14 protein-coding genes are annotated in these 18096 nt (G+C 37.0%); 13 read left to right on the top strand and 1 reads right to left on the bottom strand.

Annotated elements, in window-relative coordinates:
- Nucleotides 1-10: 10 nt before the first annotated feature.
- Both JKP73_RS02580 and JKP73_RS02575 read left to right on the top strand, forming a co-directional pair.
- Complete coding sequence (locus tag JKP73_RS02580; protein WP_021289384.1) at nucleotides 11-832, top strand: DUF3100 domain-containing protein; 822 nt, start codon at nucleotides 11-13, stop codon at nucleotides 830-832.
- Nucleotides 833-835: 3 nt separating this feature from the next.
- Nucleotides 836-1291, top strand: coding sequence for a hypothetical protein (locus JKP73_RS02575; RefSeq protein WP_021289383.1), 456 nt, complete (start codon nucleotides 836-838; stop codon nucleotides 1289-1291).
- 413 nt (nucleotides 1292-1704) lie between these two features.
- Here the strand turns inward: JKP73_RS02575 and JKP73_RS02570 are convergent, their stop codons facing one another.
- Entirely contained in the window at nucleotides 1705-4764 is a 3060-nt protein-coding gene (locus tag JKP73_RS02570; RefSeq protein WP_200410853.1) for an efflux RND transporter permease subunit, read from the bottom strand.
- A gap of 265 nt (nucleotides 4765-5029) precedes the next feature.
- Between JKP73_RS02570 and JKP73_RS02565 the strand changes: the two genes are divergently transcribed.
- The 11 genes from JKP73_RS02565 to JKP73_RS02515 all read left to right on the top strand — a co-directional run bounded on the left by JKP73_RS02565 (nucleotide 5030) and on the right by JKP73_RS02515 (nucleotide 18075).
- Nucleotides 5030-5914: a TetR/AcrR family transcriptional regulator gene (locus JKP73_RS02565; protein ID WP_234447040.1), complete on the top strand. Its 885-nt coding sequence runs from the start codon at nucleotides 5030-5032 to the stop codon at nucleotides 5912-5914.
- Between the two features lie 282 nt (nucleotides 5915-6196).
- Nucleotides 6197-7102, top strand: coding sequence for an ROK family protein (locus JKP73_RS02560; protein ID WP_021289380.1), 906 nt, complete (start codon nucleotides 6197-6199; stop codon nucleotides 7100-7102).
- Nucleotides 7103-7123: 21 nt separating this feature from the next.
- Nucleotides 7124-7387 carry a hypothetical protein gene (locus tag JKP73_RS02555; RefSeq protein ID WP_021289379.1) on the top strand — a complete coding sequence of 88 codons (264 nt, stop codon included), beginning with the start codon at nucleotides 7124-7126 and terminating at the stop codon, nucleotides 7385-7387.
- A gap of 178 nt (nucleotides 7388-7565) precedes the next feature.
- Nucleotides 7566-8837: an extracellular solute-binding protein gene (locus JKP73_RS02550; RefSeq protein ID WP_021289378.1), complete on the top strand. Its 1272-nt coding sequence runs from the start codon at nucleotides 7566-7568 to the stop codon at nucleotides 8835-8837.
- Between the two features lie 65 nt (nucleotides 8838-8902).
- Nucleotides 8903-9775, top strand: coding sequence for a carbohydrate ABC transporter permease (locus JKP73_RS02545; RefSeq protein WP_021289377.1), 873 nt, complete (start codon nucleotides 8903-8905; stop codon nucleotides 9773-9775).
- A gap of 17 nt (nucleotides 9776-9792) precedes the next feature.
- Entirely contained in the window at nucleotides 9793-10653 is an 861-nt protein-coding gene (locus JKP73_RS02540; RefSeq protein WP_188943020.1) for a carbohydrate ABC transporter permease, read from the top strand.
- 31 nt (nucleotides 10654-10684) lie between these two features.
- Nucleotides 10685-12436, top strand: coding sequence for a cache domain-containing sensor histidine kinase (locus tag JKP73_RS02535; RefSeq protein WP_234447039.1), 1752 nt, complete (start codon nucleotides 10685-10687; stop codon nucleotides 12434-12436).
- 4 nt (nucleotides 12437-12440) lie between these two features.
- Complete coding sequence (locus tag JKP73_RS02530) at nucleotides 12441-13997, top strand: response regulator transcription factor (protein WP_200410852.1); 1557 nt, start codon at nucleotides 12441-12443, stop codon at nucleotides 13995-13997.
- An 18-nt stretch (nucleotides 13998-14015) separates the two neighbouring features.
- Complete coding sequence (locus JKP73_RS02525) at nucleotides 14016-15458, top strand: glycoside hydrolase family 1 protein (protein ID WP_021289373.1); 1443 nt, start codon at nucleotides 14016-14018, stop codon at nucleotides 15456-15458.
- A 24-nt stretch (nucleotides 15459-15482) separates the two neighbouring features.
- Nucleotides 15483-16385, top strand: a complete 903-nt coding sequence (locus tag JKP73_RS02520; RefSeq protein ID WP_187370447.1) for an ROK family protein — start codon at nucleotides 15483-15485, stop codon at nucleotides 16383-16385.
- A gap of 379 nt (nucleotides 16386-16764) precedes the next feature.
- Nucleotides 16765-18075, top strand: coding sequence for an MFS transporter (locus tag JKP73_RS02515; protein WP_021289371.1), 1311 nt, complete (start codon nucleotides 16765-16767; stop codon nucleotides 18073-18075).
- The last annotated feature ends 21 nt before the right edge of the window (nucleotides 18076-18096 follow it).

Genomic DNA, 18096 nt, shown 5'->3' with positions numbered 1-18096 from the left:
GGCAAACAGAATGACACAACAAGCAGCTCAACTATGGAAGGATTGGCGCTTACATTTACTCGTATTTGGTATTGTTATGTTTACAGAAATAATCGGAACACATGAGATTCCAATAGGTGCTGGCGTTATTCTATTATTGCCGATGCTTTATGCCGTCATTATTGGAATTGCTTTGTTTTTTACACCTCTTGTTAAACAGAAACAATCTATTCATGCCGAATCGCTTGTATTTATTTCAGTAACCTTGCTCATTGCAAAGTTTGGCGTACAAGCTGGTACTGCATTGCCGCAATTAATTGAAGCAGGCTGGGCATTGGTATTTCAGGAGATTGGAAATTTAGGAACCATTCTAATTGCTCTCCCACTTGCAATCTTATTAGGTTTGAAACGTGAAAGTGTTGGTATGACTCACTCAATAGGTAGAGAAGCTAATTTAGCCCTTATTACTGACAAATATGGACTATCTTCCCCGGAGGGAAGAGGTGTAATGGCTATGTATATTTTCGGTACGGTATTCGGCTCGATCTTTCTTGGATTAGCTTCAGGATTTTTAGCTACGATTACCCCACTTCATCCATATTCATTTGCGATGGCAACCGGTATTGGTAGTGGAAGCATGGCAGCAGCATCATTAGGTCCGCTAGTTGCAGCACATCCAAATATGGCAGAAACATTAACCGCATTCTCTGGTGCTAGTAACTTACTTACCTCTGTTACAGGACTATATGCAAGTATTTTTATTGGGTTGCCGTTAACGGAAAAGTTATACGAAATAATGACAAGAGACAAATCAAATAAGAATAAAATTGGTAAAAAATCAAAGGCGGTGTAGGTCATGCTGAAAAATATCCAAGAATGGATTTTATTATTTGTGATTATTGGTGCAATGATTATTATTGGTAATTGGATTGGCTATGATATTATGCCGCTTCAAGCAATTCCAGGAATAATTACGTTAGCGTTAATTAGTTTAGCAGGTCTTATCATTCATCGTCTCATTCCCTCTAAAAAAATTCCAAGCATTGCTTATATTGGTTTGTTAGCATTTATCTTAACGATTCCTGGCTTCCCTGGATCAGAACAAATTGTTACCTGGACTTCGGAGGTTAACTTACTGGCAATTACAACACCAATCTTAGCTTACGCAGGAATCTCAATCGGCCGTTCCTGGGCAGATTTCGTTAAATTAGGCTGGAAGACGATCATTGTTGGGATGTTTGTGTTAGTTGGAACTTATTTAGGTTCAGCAATCATAGCTGAAATCACACTACGAATACAGGGAGTTATTTAGGCTAATTATACGTTCTTATATATAACGCATTTATTCTAAAATAAAATATATTATAAAATTCATTCTAACAAGAGTCGGAACACAATAACTTAAAAGCCGAAGGGGTAAATAGGAATGAAATAACCGCTGATACAAAAGTGTAGTCAAAATACGTAGACTCTTGCGGGAACAGCACGCGCTATAGACCCTGCAGGAAAGTGTTCTGATGAGGGACGACTAAACGTGTCCTTTGCGGACAACATCGGCATACCCCTTGCCGGGGTAGGAAGCTGATGCCGTGCCCGCGGAAAGCGGAGTATTTTGACGGAGCAATGAGAAATGAGAAAACAAATAATCCGAACGGACTCAAGTGGAGTCGTTCGGATTATTATAGGATTAAGATACCTTTGTCTCCATCTCTTTTCTCGTATAGCTTATGCTTCTTTTGTTGTTTTCTTTCTTCTAAATCGATAGAAAACAAGGTAAAGCATTGGGACCATAATCAGCGTTAATACTGCTGAGAAGAGGATACCAGATATAATGGTTATGGCAAGTGGAGTAAAGAGGGCATCTCCACTTACTGCAACTGGAATCAGGGCAACAATTGATGTGATGGCGGTTAGAAGAATCGGGCGTAAGCGAACGCGTCCAGATTCAATCACAGCTTCTTTCACATTCATGCCTCTATTCAGCGCTTGTTCAATAAATTCAATTAACACAATGGAGTTTCTCACTACAATACCAGTAAGTGAAACCATCCCCATAACACCAAGGAAACTAATTGGTGTTTGCGTGACGAATAAACCAAGAATCGCACCTGAGATTGCCAGGTAAACCGCAACAAGTACGAGGAACGGTAACGAAAGTGAGTTAAATTGAAAAGCAATTAACAGGTATACTAGGAACAGTACAATGATGAAGAGTACGGTGATTTCGGCAAAGAAATCACTTTGCGCTTCATTTTCTCCACCTATTGTGATGCTGTAATCATCGTTCTCAAGCTGATTACGTTGATTTTCAACGATATCGGTTACGTTTGCCTCATAATTCTCCTCGTTTTCTGGGAAGGCACGAAGTGTAATCGAGCGTTCGCCATCAATGTGAGGGATTTTCTGAAGCTTTTCCGTTTCCTCTGTTGTGACAAGCTCATCTAAAGAAATGAGTTCAGGTGTTCCATCTGTAGATGCTGCTGGAACCTCAAGTTTTGAAAGGTCAACCTTACCTTCATTTCCTTCTAATACAATATTCATATCACGTTCAACGACACCATTATCGAATGCTTTTAATGGGATACCTTCCGTCGCAAGTCGAATTTGCTGACTAACCTGATTGACGGTAATTCCATTATCTTCGAGTGCACCACGATCAGGTACATATTCTATAGAAGGTTCAAAATCACCTACATTATCTACGACAATATCTGTTTCAAGCCCTTCTATTTCCTTCGTAAGTCTATCTCTCAGTTCAATTAATTTGTTGATTTCCGGCCCACTGACGGTAACTGTTACTGGAGCCCCTACGGGAGGTCCCTGCTGAATAGTATCCATAAAAATCTCAGCATCAGGGTATTCATTTCGGAGTGTATCTGTCCAATCGTCAATCAGCCCTTGGGTTGTTTGATTTTTTTTGTCGACTCTAGCTACGATTTGTCCGGTATTTTCTCCAGTGCTTGACAATGAACTATTAAAGAGACCAGGAGTCCCAGTTCCTGTGAAGACACCTGTTTCATACACACCGTCATCTGTTTTTAATCTTTTTTCAATGTCTTGAAGCGTATGATGTGTTTCTTCAATTGGTGTACCAATTGGAAGTGTGATATCTACGGTTACTTCTTCCTTATCAGCTGGTGGGAAGAATTCAAATGGTGTTAAGACAATCAATCCAAAGATGGCCGTTGTAAATACAAGCCCAAGAATGGAGACAAGCATCGGTTTTTTTGAAAATTTCTTTAAGAGTTTATCTGCATAAACATCAGCAAGCTTATTTAAGGGTTTTCCAAGAAGACCTGGTGCGTCAGACATCGGCTTCTTAGACCAACGATTTAAGAAATAACGCAGAATTGGCACAAATATTAGGGCAACAAGTGTGGATGCGATAATTGTAGTAATAAGAACGGTTGGCAATGCGCGTATAAATGCTCCATTTCCACCTGACAGGAAGACCAGCGGTAGGAAAGTAAATACAATTGCCAGGGAAGAGGTTACAATCGATACCCAGATCTCTTTTACCCCAGTGGTAGTACCAATTAGTCCTTTATCACCTAGTTTATATCTACGTTGAATATTATCATTAATAACGATAGAGTCATCCACGATAATTCCTAGTGCAATAATTAAGCCAATAACAGAAATTTGGTTAAGGTCAACATCTGTGAATGGTAATGGTATTAAACCAGTAAGAACGGATATTGGAACAGCAAGTGCCACTACAAGTGCACCTGATCCAGAAAGTCCAAGCGATGCAGCAACAATCACAGCTAAAACAGAAATAGCAAGAGATAGGAATAGCCCATCAAAAATATCCGTTACAATAGATGCTTGTGAATAATACGACACGAGCTCGACATTTGAAGGCAGGTTTTCAGAAAGCTCAGCCACTTTATCGCTTACCCGCTCATCAACGGTTGGGATATCTTCTCCTGACTTAACATAAGCAGTGAATGATACAGAAGGGTTACCTTCAAATGTAATCATATCTTCAAGTTCCTTTGAACTCACTTCAACACTAGCAATGTCTTCTAAATAGACAGCATCCCCCTCTGTGTTTTTACCAACGAATAGTTCATTCATCTGGTCGAGCGAATCATAGTTTTCAACAGAGAGCTGGACAACTTCATCATTCATTTGCTGCTTTCCTAAAGGAGTTGGATAGTACTCATTATTAATGGCACTTTGGACATCAGTCACGTTCAAACCAGCCTCTTTTAATTCAGCTTGCTTTAATTTAATCAAAACTTGTTCTTCAGGCAATCCTTTGATGGTTACACCAGAAACACCTGATAATTCTTGTACTTCATCTTTCCATTGGTTCAATTCCGCTCCAAGAGAGAGCAGGTTATCGCGATTATCGCTTGTAATGTGATAGGAAACGATTGGCATTTTTGACGTTGATTCGTTAACTTCTGGCTCCAGTGCCTCCTCTGGAAACGAAGCAGAAGAACTCGATACAGCCTGCCGGACGTCACCAAATACTTCTTTCTTGCTTTCTCCTTCTTCAACTTCGACAACAATGTTAGAAAAGCCAGCTGAAGAAGATGAAGTTACTTCAGCGATGCCATCAATTGATCGGAGTGAAGACTCAATAGGATTTGTAATGGACCGTTCAACTGTGTCCACCGTCGCACCAGGGTATACAGTGTTGATGGTACCGATATTTACAGGTGTTTCTGGAATTTCGCGTTGTGGAAGTTGAATGAATGTAAATGCTCCAACAATGACGAATAACACAATAAATATAATAAAGAGCTTCGAACGTTCTAAGATCCATTTCAGCATGTGCCAGCCTCCTTTTTGATCTTTAGACTGTTTGGTCAACATGGTATTAGTTATACCATATATTTATTGCAATATAAAGTATAGATGTTTATGACTATATAGTCATTTTTTGTTTTAATCATTCATTTTTTACTTATTAAAAAAAGATATAGTGTAAACATAAGTGAAGAGGGAATGCTGCTATAAGAGGTGCTGGTCCCTGTTTGTGACTATCATTTTACTGGACAAGTAGTGTATTCTAGTGGTAGAAGACATTGAGGTGAGCATGATGGATAAAAGAAAAGCAATATTAGAAGCAGCTGTTGAATTGATCGCAGAATATGGATACACACGTACATCGATGCAGCAAATCGCAGATAATGTTGGTGTATCAAAAGGTTCGCTATACTCGTTTTTCCCATCAAAAGAAGATCTAATTATATCGATATACGAACATTATCAACAGCTTGTATTTGAACGTGCTTTTGTAGTAGGCTTGGATAATAATTTACCACCTTATAAACGTTTTGCTAAACAGTTTCAAGTTCAATTCGAAGGAATATTAGAGTATAAATCGTATATGAAAATGCATATCCGTGGGGAGTCAGCTCAAAACAGTGAGAAGCTTCAGGGATTACACCATCGGATGAGAGGGCGATTATTTAACTGGCTGGAACAGAATTTAATTGATTTATATGGTGAAAGTATCTTGCCTTACAAATGGGATTTAATGTGGATGACACAATCCATTTATACATCGTATATGGGACTTATCATTTCTTCAGAAAATGTGCTTCCTCCGGAGGGGCTTGGTCAACATATCGTAAGACAGATTGATATTCTAGCGAAGGATTTTCTCCAAGGTAACAGTGTGCCGTTTTTAGACGATGAGATGATGCGCCCTTTTTCTGTAGGAATGGACCGAGACGGAGCATTTACATCGTTCCAGGACAGAGAACGTGCGTGGAAAGCGCTGTATAAAAGGATTCATGAACTTCGAAATGCTACTTACTACTTTGAGGTAACGGATCGGATATCAGAAGAATCGAGAAAATCAAAACCAGATGAACTTGTGATGAGAGGTTTATTTCGATTATTAAAAGAGGAAGAAACGCTAGCTGCAAAAGCATATGTATTAGAGGAACAATTACTTCCAGCAACAGAAGATTAATGGGCTGGTTAAACTTCAGGCAAATTTTTCTCCTTATTCCAAAAGAGCGATCCTGTTTAAACATCCAAGATATACGATTCCAAGGGCTGCAATGCGTAAGCTTGGCTTTTTCTTCTTGCTGCATCTAAATAAAATTCATTGATGTTCCCTTCTAAGATTAACGTCATGATATGAAATTCATTACCATCAAAAGGTTGATTTTGATTTCTGAAAAATCCAATTTTTATAATAGTTGAATGATATAATAGTTGAAAAAAAAAGAAACAGGGGGGGCGGCCATCGATGGATAAATACATATCTTTGGATATTGGTGGTACATATATTAAAAAAGGAATAGTGAATGAGTCTGGAGAAATTCTCAAACATCATAAAGAGAAAACACCGAAGACATTAGAAGAACTATTCCTTTTAATTGAACAGTATATTTTACAAAACTCTGATACCTTGGCTTTGACAGTTTCTTGTCCTGGTGCGGTAACTGATGAAGGGCTTATCCAAGGAGCTAGTGCTGTATCGTATTTACATGGACCAAATATAAAGCAAATGCTGAAGGCACGAATTGGTTTGCCTGTGTATATGGAGAATGATGCAAATTGTGCTGCTTATGCTGAGATATGGAAAGGCGCTGCCAAAGGTAGAAAAGATGTGCTTGTCGTTGTCATTGGAACTGGGATAGGAGGAGCAGTTGTCAAAGATGGTTTGATTCATAGAGGGGCTAATTTGCATGGTGGAGAATTTGGATATATGTTAATTCCGACAAAAACTTCTGAGAACGGTGCAACGTGGAGTCAAATTGCCTCTACGAAAGCTTTAGTAAAAAAGGTTGCCCAACAAAAACAATTGGATGCCTCGGACCTTACAGGGGAGGCAATCTTTGACATGGCCGATATGGGAGACATTATATGTATCGAAGCCTTAGAAGCATTTTATCATTCCCTTGCACTCGGAATTTATAATTTACAATATATTTATGATCCTGAGATTATTCTTATTGGTGGGGGAATAAGTGAAAGAAACGATTTGGTAGACAGAATTGATGGAAAACTTACTCATATCATTGAATTAATTGAAGATTCTACGGTTAAGCCAATGATAAATACTTGTGCATTCCGACAACATGCCAATCTTCTCGGAAGTGTGTATGGGTTTCTGAGAGAAAAGGAATTGGATATTTTAGATATAAATTGAGTAAAGAAAGGGGGAATGCCAATGCCCGTCTTATGGAAGTCACTCAAATTGGGAATAAGCTTTGTCTTCATATATGTTTTGATTGTTTTTAGTGCTCCATTCATCATCCGGTTAATGGGCTCTACTTCTGTTTCTTCAAGTCCGACGATGTTTCAATTTTCCTTGTATTCCATCAATATCAGGGGGAACACATTTGAATCTGAAGCTACGATCATGGGGCTGTTTATTTCCTTAATCTTAGGTACGGTAATCTATTATATCTTTCATTCTTTAAATAAAGGTTAGTTCTATTTCTAAAAGCCAAGGCTTACATGCTTGGCTTTTTTTTATGAGGTATTTTTGAGCTTTCCTCATTGAATAATAATTTGAAAAAATCGGATAATTTTATAGATTTATAGGATATATCGTCTTTTATTATCTTGTTAAGATATATGTAAGCGCTTAATAAAGGGAGGTATGGAAATTGAAGAAGTTATTAAGCTTAACTGTCGGGTTGTTTTTCATGTTTATAGCAGCTTGTAGCGGGGGAGAAGAGGCTTCGGGAAATGGAGGAATTGAGTTAACCCTTTGGAATGATTGGACGGAGGATCGTCCAGAAAATACTGTATATAAAGACATTATCAAACAGTTTAACGAGGAACATGAAGATATTACTATAAAGATGGAAAGTATTCCGCATGATCAATATGAAACAAAACTCCGTACACAAGCTGCTGGGAAACAACTACCAGATATGATGAGAGTTTGGCCTGGGGCTCGAACAGCTCCGTTAGCTGAAGGAGGAGTTTTATTACCACTTAATTCTATAGTAGATAATTGGAAAGACATAATACCGGATGAAATTTTACAAGATTATGCAATTAATGGTAATTATTATGCTATTCCATCTAACATAAGTGAGACAAGTCTCATATTTTATCATAAGGATAAATTAAAAGAAGCAGGTTATGAACAATTTCCTTCTACTTACGAAGAACTAAAGAAATTAATTGGTATGTTAAATGATAACAAAGAAACACCAATTTCACTCGGTAACAAATCTGTTTGGCCGCTGCAATCGATTTATATTTCAACGATTGCTGATCGCTATACAGGAAGTGATTTCTTAGGGAATGTATTAAGTAAAGAAGAAACATTTGAAAACGATCAATTTATAAATGCCTTAACAGTAATTAAAGAGTTAACAGAAATACAAGCTTTTAACGAAGATATGAATACGATAGATGAAGCTCAAGCAAGAAGTGAATTTATTAATGGAACAACAGCGATGCATTTGGCTGGTTCTTGGGCAATTGGACCAATTTTAGAAGGTGTAGACGATCCAGATTCCATCGGAGTTGCTGCATTTCCTAGTTTTGCAGGTGGTGAGGGAGACCCTTCTAAGATAGCTGGAGTAGCTGGAGGTGGAATTGCCTTGAACAGTGAATTAAATGATGAAGAAAAAGAAGCCGCTTTTACCTTTCTGAAATATTTTTATGCAGAAGATTTATATCAACAATTAGCACAAGCGAATATTATTGTTCCGGCTGATATTCCAATGGATGACGATGTACCTCGCTTATTTCAAAAAGCGAATCGGTTTGCCCAAAATGGATTGGCACCCGTATATGACGCAACGCTTACTCCTGACCTAACAGATATGATAAATAATGGGTTGCAATCAATCACGTTGGATGAAAAAACACCCGAAGCGTTGGCTAAAGAAATGCAAGCACTTTTAGAAGAAGGAAATTAAGCGCAAATGACTTTCGGGTTGCCTTGAGTTGGCAGCCCTTCTTCAGAGAAGGAGGCGAGAAGAATATGCATTTACTTGGTAAAAAAGGCATTATTATAATCGGATTGTTACCTGCTTTATTATTTTATATTCTATTTGCCATTTATCCTATTATTCAATCATTCTATTATTCTTTCATGCAGTGGGATGGATTCTCTGAGATGACTTTTGTAGGGCTGGATAATTTTAAGGAATTATTTCAGGATTCCTTATTTTGGAACTCTGTAAAAAATAACATCTATGTCGTAATTGCCTCCGTCTTAGGTCAAATTCCAATTGCACTATTAATCGCTCTATTATTAAATCGCAAATTGAAGGGAGTAAGGTTTTTTCGAACAATAGGGTTTTTACCGGTTGTCTTATCTACGGTAGTTATTTCTCTAACATGGAGCCTCATGTATAATTCAAAAAATGGCATGATCAATCAGTTATTACAATCTATCGGACTTCGTGAGTTGGCACAGAATTGGTTAGGTGATCCACAGTGGGCAATGATTGCCGTCTTGGTCACAGTGATTTGGCAATTTGTTGGTCTCTATTTAATTATTTTTCTAGCAGCCTTACAAAATGTACCAGATGAAGTAATAGAAGCTGCGAAAATGGACGGTGCATCAGAATGGGCAACGACTTGGAAAATAACAATTCCAATGATCTGGGATACCATCATCGTAGCTATCATTTTATGTATATCCGGTAGTTTAAAAACCTTTGATTTAATCTATGTAATGACCAATGGAGGGCCTTCCCATTCTACAGATGTGATGGCGTTGTATATGTTCCAGGAGACCTTTAGTCAATTGAATTACGGATATGGAAGTGCCGTTTCAGTTTTTATCTTCTTTTTTAGTCTAATCTTAATTTTTATTGTCACGAAAGTCTTAGGAAAGAAGATGATTTAGAAAGGAGTATCGTCTTAATGGAGTTATTGAATAGATCTAAGCTTAAATTATATCCAAGAAGGAGTATAAAAAAGACGTCCATTTATCTGATTCTTTTTCTATTTGCACTAGTTAATGCATATCCGATTTTGTGGATGATGATTAATTCTTTTAAATCGGAACAAGAGTTTTTAACAAATCAATTAGGGTTCCCACATACGTTTGTTTTAGAAAATTATGTAAATGCATGGGAAACAGCCAATCTAGGAGTGCTATTTGGAAATAGTATTTTCATTTGTATTACCGCTACTCTAATTACGGTGTTATTCGGAGCACTTGCATCCTTCTTTTTAGCACGATTTACGTTTAAAATGAGCAAGTTAGTATATACATTCTTCATTTTTGGTATGTTAATTCCTATTCACGCCACGCTTGTACCAATGTTTATATTGATGCGAGATTTGGGCTTATTAGATACACCGATAACGCTGCTTTTTCCGTACATCGCGTTTCACCTACCCATCACGATCTTTTTACTAACGAGTTTTATGAAAGCATTCCCTAAAGATATTGAAGAATCAGCAATTATGGATGGATGTGGCGTGTTTCGCATTTTTTGGTCGATTATTTTACCAATGTCTCGTCCAGCGTTAGCTACCGTGGTAATTCTAAATTTTATTTACAATTGGAATGAATTTTCTTTCGCCCTCGTTTTAATTAATGATCCAGCATTTCAAACATTACCTTTAGGTTTGGCTAGTTTTGCTGGGCAATTCACAACCAATTATGGAGCACAGATGGCGGGGTTAACCATGTCTTTAATTCCAATCGTTGTATTCTACCTGTTTTTAGAAAAAGAAATTGTTAAGGGTATGACAGCCGGAGCGGTAAAAGGGTAGAATAGAAGAATTAAACGACAAGGAATGATGTATGATGATTCCGAATTGGGGATTAAAGCGGAAGTTCATAACAGTGTTTGTCGTGTTAATCACGCTGCCTACTGTATTTGGTTTTATCATTTATTATCAGACTTCTGTTGCACTGAAGGACCAGGCAAAAGAGGATATTATTGGGAATCTAGAGAAGAATGAACAAAATTTATCCGCTATTATAGAAGAAGTTACTAATATGACTGCTTATATGACTTATGATAAGGAGTTTCGGACATTTTTTATGACACCAGAAGCAGAAACACATCAACTAGCTTACAAAAATGCTGTAGATGGTATAAATGGCTATTTTACATTTCAAATGATATCTAAACCCTATGTTTCATCCGTTTTACTAGAAGCGGAGGATGGAACAATCTTAGATCTAGGCGAGCCCATTCTTAATGGTGAGAAGGAATTAGCTAAAGCTGCCATTCAAAAAAGCGGAGCACCACTTTGGAGTGATGCTTACCATGTAACGAGTGAATGGGAGGGAGAGAAAGAAGTTATCAGTGTATCCCGGGCTATTAACGATTTGAACCAAATTAATAATCGAATAGGTATGGTTCGCATTCGCCTGGATCATGAGAAGTTATATCGCAGTATTGAATCCCAAGATTCATCAACGAAATGGAGTTATTTTGTATTATCAAATGAAGGTTCTGTAGTCCTGCATTCCGATCCATCTCTGGTCGGGAAGCAATATCCCGAAACAGAACTTGCAACGTGGGTAACAAAAGGAAAAGCATCATCGTATCGTTTGGAAACAAAAGATAGTAATTATCTCGTCGTAAAAAAAGAATTACAAGGCACTAACTGGTATTCCGTGGCCATGGTTGATGAAGGAGAAGTTGTTCAAGAACTATATCATGTACGCAATTCGATTCGAAATATGATCATTCTCTTGGTTTTATTAGGGGCTGTTGCTTTTGTTGGATTTTATAGATCGAATATTCGAAGAATTATTGAGCTAACGAGACAAACATGGCAAGTGAGTAACGGAGATTTTACTGCAAGTGTAGATGTACAATCAAGAGATGAAATTGGAATTCTAGGTATGCACTTTAACAAAATGGTAAAGACCATTCAAAATCATATAAATGTGGAATATAGGTTAAAAATAAAACAAAAGGACTCTGAATTAAAAGCGCTTCAAAGTCAAATTGATCCACATTTTTTGTACAATACCCTGGATATGATTCGCTGGACAGCAAGGCTAGAGAATGCTTATGAAACCAGTCGTCTAATTGAACGGCTTTCTTCCATCTTTCGGATGAAGTTAAATAACGGAAAACCATGGGTTCAATTAAAAGAAGAGATCAACTATATTAAAAATTACTTAGAACTACAGCAAAGTAGATTAGGAGATCGTCTCCAATTTTATATTAATGTACAGGATGATGTGAAAGATAACTATGTCCTGAAACAGTTACTCCAACCATTAGTAGAAAACAGTATTAAACATGGATTTAAAGACTTGCCAAGACAAGGGATCATTAGGATTCATGGTTATCGGTCATACAACTCGCTTTATATTAATGTAATCGATAACGGATGGGGATTTACCAATCCAGAAAAAATAGGTATACATGGTTATGCGCTTCGGAATTTACAAGAAAGACTAGAGCTCGTCTTTGGTAAAGCGGCTACTTTAGAAAAAACAAATCTGACACAGGGCGCATCTATTCAAATTGTTCTTCCATTGATAGATATGGAAAGAGTGAAAAATATTCAAAGAGAACTAGGTGAATAAGGTCATGTCTTTTAATTTACTAATTGTAGATGATGAACCGATTATATGTCGAGGGTTGAGTCAAACCATCCCTTGGTCAGATTATAATGTGAATGTAGTAGCTGTCGCTTATGATGGTCAAGAAGCAATGGAAAAGATAATTGATCATGGGAATATTGACATTATTGTAACAGATGTGAAAATGCCAAAAATAGATGGTTTACAGCTAGCTGAGTTGATTTATAAACAATATCCGTCTGTGCAAATCATTATGATTAGTGGTTATGATGAATTTGCTTATGCACAAAAAGCAATAAAGCTAGGAGTAAAAGATTATCAATTAAAGCCGGTGAATGTAGAAGAGCTAATAAAAAAAGTGGTGAATCTGACACAAGCGCTGTCGAAAACCGAGGAACAGAAAACAGCTTTGCAACACATGGAGCTGATGAATACGATTTATCAGCAAATTAATGAATTTACCATTGAATCTATGGATAATTCTATCAACCACCAAGTCAAAATCTATCCAGTTTTAAGCAGAATGAATGAATGGGCGGAAAAAACAAATCAACTGACTGAATATGATATACATGCTTTAAAAACAGATTGGAAACATGTGATTCAAGACATAGTAGTAAAAAATGGGTATCAGGCTGTTTCCATCTTTACAGATGAGAATTTGTTGTTAACGTGTATTATCGTTGAAGAGAATGATCTTAAGATTGATTTATTTACGACTATTCTTCATCCATTAATACAAAACGATATGAAATTCATTTGGAGTGACAGAATAATCCCGCTTCAACAACTACAGCAACAATATACCATTCTAATAAATATGCTGCCATATCTACCCTTGAATAATCAATCTATCTACTGCTATCAGACGGAACGTAAGGGGCAGAGGGAATTTCCATCATTGATCGTTGAAGAAGTGTTATCTGCTTGCTTTCAAGATAGTAATAAGGTAAGGAAGCTAGTCAATACGTTATTTACTTATTTTCAAACAAATGAGTACTTTTTGCATGAAGTAGTAGAAACATGTATGGAGATCATGGAGGAAGTCATTTATCGTTATAAGTCCCTTTTTGAAAAAGAAGTATCTCAACTTCATCCCAAACAATTAGAAAGTATAAACCTAGCAAAACATAATTCTTATTCAATACTTCAGACACAGTTTAATTACGCACTAGACAATGTTATGAACAGCGTAAATGTACAAAAAGTCAATACGACAGATTGGATCATTAAACGTGCCGAGAATTATATCCAAACCTATTATACATCGAATATTAAAGTAATTGAATTAGCGAATGTCATGAATATATCGCCAAATTACTTTAGCTCCTTATTTAAACAACAAACAGGTAAAACATTTAATGAATATGTAAATCAATTACGTATGGACAAAGCAAAGCAATTATTAGCAGAGACACCATATCGAATACATGAAATTGCAAAAGAAGTTGGTTTTCAGGAATACAAGTACTTCGTTGAAGTTTTTAAGCGTTTTACTGACATCACACCAACGAATTATCGAAAGCTGCTAGCCACTCAAAGCAAAAATACGGATGAATCCTAAACAAGGAGGCCTATGAATATGAATGAAACAATTAATTTGCAATTACCAACGGATTTTATATTAGGAGCTGCCATGTCAGCATGGCAGACAGAAGGGTGGGCAGGTAAAAAAGATTTTCAAGATTCTTATTTGGATAGTTGGTATAAGAACAATAAGCATGTTTGGCACAATGGTTACGGTCCAGGAATAGCTACAGATTTCTATCATCGTTATCAAGAAGATATCAGCTACATGAAAGAAATAGGCCTAACTCATTTCAGAACATCAATTAATTGGTCACGTTTTCTAATCGATTATGAGAATGCGGTTGTGGATGAAACATATGCAAAGCATATCGACAATATGATTGATGAACTTATTGCTAATCACATTGAGCCAATGATATGTTTAGAGCATTACGAACTGCCGGCTATTTTGTTAGAAAAATATGGAGGCTGGGAATCAAAACATGTGATTCATCTATTTATTAAGTATGCGGAAAAGGTATTTGCACGTTACGGTGATCGTGTAAAACATTGGTTCACCTTCAATGAACCGATTGTGGTACAGACTAGGGTATATTTAGATGCAATCCGCTGGCCATTTGAACAAAATACAAAAAAATGGATGCAATGGAATTACAATAAGGTCTTGGCTACAGCTAAAGCTGTAAAGTTATTTAAACAGCTGAAACTGAAAGAAAACCATGGAGCAAAGATTGGCGTTATCCTTAATCCAGAAGTTACCTATGCACGATCAACAGCAAGACATGATCAAGAAGCAGCCAGAATGTATGATTTGTTCTTTAATCGCATTTTTTTAGATCCTTCAATAAAAGGAGAATATCCAGCTGAATTATTTGAGTTAATGGAGGCGCATGGAGTTACCTTTGACTATATAAAAGAGGAATTGCAAGTGATAAAAGAGAATACGATCGATTATGTTGGTATCAACTTATATTTTCCACACCGCGTGAAAGCTAGATCCACTGCTTGGAATGACCATATTCCATTTCATCCAGCATATTATTATGAAAAACATGAATTGGCAGGGAAGAAAATGAATCCTTATCGAGGATGGGAAATATACCCACAAATTATGTATGATATGGCAATTCGAATGAAAGAAGAATATGGAAATATCGAATGGTTTGTAGCAGAAAACGGAATGGGGGTAGAAGGCGAGGAACGATTCAAAAATGAAGATGGTATCATTCAAGATGATTATCGCATCGAATTCATAAGTGAGCATCTCAAATGGTTAATGAAAGCAATCGTACAAGGGGTTAATTGTACAGGATATATGTTGTGGGCGTTCTCTGATAATGTTTCGCCAATGAATGCCTTTAAAAACCGATATGGTTTAGTAGAAATAGACTTAGAGGCTAATCGTAATCGGCGTCTAAAGAAATCAGCCTATTGGTTTAAAAATTTAATAGAAGAGCGGAATTTTGAAGCAATCAATGATGACATGGTGAAGTAATACTAGGGAATGGAGGGGGACTTAGTGGAAAGTTACTTCAGTATCGATATAGGTGGAACCTATATTAAAATGGGTGTTGTTAATGATCAAGGTGAAATATCACAACTGGAAAAAGTAAACACCCCTTCTACGATAGAAGCGTTAATGGATGTAATGGATCATTATTTAAAACGGCAGATCAATATAAAGGGTGTAGCTGTGTCTAGCCCTGGGGCAGTTTCTGATCATGGGATTGTATATGGCTCCAGCGCAGTGCCTTATTTACATGGACCGAATATAAAAGAAATGCTATCAGAGCGTTTTAATTTACCAGTGTATGTGGAAAATGATGCGAATTGTGCTGCTTATGCAGAATTATGGAAGGGAGCAGCGAAGGGAAAAAAGGATATACTCGTTGTTGTAATTGGTACCGGAATCGGTGGAGCTGTTATTAAGGATGGAACCATCCATAAAGGAGCTAATCTCCATGGTGGCGAGTTTGGTTATATGCTTCTTAATACGAACATAACTGGGGATGATGATGTCTGGAGCCGGGTTGCATCTACACGAGCATTGGTAAAAAAAGTAGCCAAACAAAAAGGATTAAGTAATATTCAAGAATTAACTGGGGAAAGGATCTTTCAATTGGCTGATAGCGGCGATAATATCTGCATCGAGGCTTTAGAAGAATTTTATCACATACTTGCAGTTGGGATTTATAATTTACAATATATTTATGATCCGGAGATTATCTTACTCGGTGGGGGAATAAGTGAGCGAGTGGATCTTATTGATGCAATTGATGAGAAGGTGGATGCAATCTTAGCAAAAATTGACCTCTCCACCATAAAGCCTACTATAAAATTCTGTCATTTCCGCCAACATGCTAATTTGCTTGGAAGTGTATATGGGTATAGGAAGCAGATAGAAAAGCGCATAAATGATTGATTTTAATCATTCAAGAAAAGAGGGAGTTTAATAAAGTCAATTGCAATCTTAATACTCCCTCTAATTTACAAAAAAGCCAAAGGCGTAAAGCTTTTGGCTTTTTACGTAATAAGGGCCCCTAAATTCCGAGCATTTAAGTATAAAACATTTGCTTGATTTTTCAAAAAATTATTTGACATAATAAACGGAATTATTTTATAATTCTTAGTATAAATTTAAGTTATATTTAAATTTATACACGTATTTTAAATGGAGGTTAAATTATTAGTTAAAGGAGGAGATCTTTTCATTTTATTAATGAAAGCGATTCAAAGTAAGAAAAAACCACTTCATTACCGAGCGTCAAAAGAATAATAGATAATAATATGGGGGAAAAAACATGGATAAAGGTATGAGGAGAGTACTGATTGCAAGTGTTGTGGGAAGTGCAATTGAGTGGTTTGATTACTTTTTATACGGTACAGTAGCAGCACTTGTGTTCAATCAACTATTCTTTGTTAGTGAAGATCCTGCTTTTGGTACGCTTTATGCTTTTGCTACATTTGCACTAGCATTTTTTATTCGTCCGTTTGGTGGTATTATTTTTAGTCATATTGGTGATAAGATAGGAAGAAAGAAGACGCTTGTACTAACATTAAGTCTAATGGGGGCTGCCACCTTCGGGATGGGGATACTTCCCACATATGAAGCAATTGGAATATGGGCACCTGTTTTACTTATCATCTTACGCTTAATTCAAGGATTGGGTCTTGGTGGAGAATGGGGAGGTGCACTTTTACTTGCTGTAGAATATGCACCAAAAGAAAAGCGTGGTCTTTTTGGCAGTGTGCCGCAGATGGGAGTAACGATTGGAATGGTTATGGGTACGCTTGCCCTTTCTGTTATGTCGTTATTGCCAGATGATGCCTTTATGGCTTGGGGCTGGCGAATTCCATTCATTCTTAGTGCATTGCTAGTTATTTTTGGTTTATGGATTCGTAAGGGAATTGATGAAACCCCATCTTTCCGAAATAACCAAGCAAAAGGCAATGTTGCCAAACTGCCAATTGTAGACACCCTTCGATTTCATTGGCGCGAGGTATTAATTGCCATCGGAGCAAAAGTTGTCGAAACGGCCCCATTTTATATTTTCGGTACCTTTATTGTCTCTTATGCCACATCTAACTTGGCATTTAGTGAAACAACGATATTAAATGCAGTAATGATTGCCACCGTCATTACAACGGTACTAATCCCAATTATGGGAAGATTATCGGATAAAATTGGTCGAAAGCCACTGTATATTTGGGGAACGATATTAATGATACTCTATGCATTTCCTTACTTCTGGCTAATCCACCAAGATTCAGTAGCGCTTTTAGTAATTGCTACGATCGTGGGACTTGGACTGATTTGGTCACCAATTACAGCAGTTCTTGGTACCATGTTTTCTGAGATTTTTTCAGCAAAAGTAAGATACACAGGGATTTCATTAGGGTATCAAATTGGTGCAGCGGCAGCTGGTGGAACAGCTCCATTAGTAGCTACATACCTTTTGATGCAATTTAATAATTCCTATATTCCGGTCGCTTGTTATATTATTTTAACCGCAATTATCTCATTAGTCGCTATTTTGACTGTGAAAGATCGCCGTTCACAGGATCTTGATGAGGGATATGATGATGTGGAAGAAGATGTGGTGAATCAATAAAAGGAGTATATACATTGAAAT

The sequence above is a fragment of the Virgibacillus salexigens genome, assembly GCF_014905415.1.
GTDB classification, from domain to species: Bacteria; Bacillota; Bacilli; order Bacillales; family Amphibacillaceae; genus Virgibacillus; species Virgibacillus salexigens.
The sequence above is the reverse complement of the archived record's forward strand: the minus strand, read 5'-3'. Positions and strand labels throughout refer to the sequence as shown.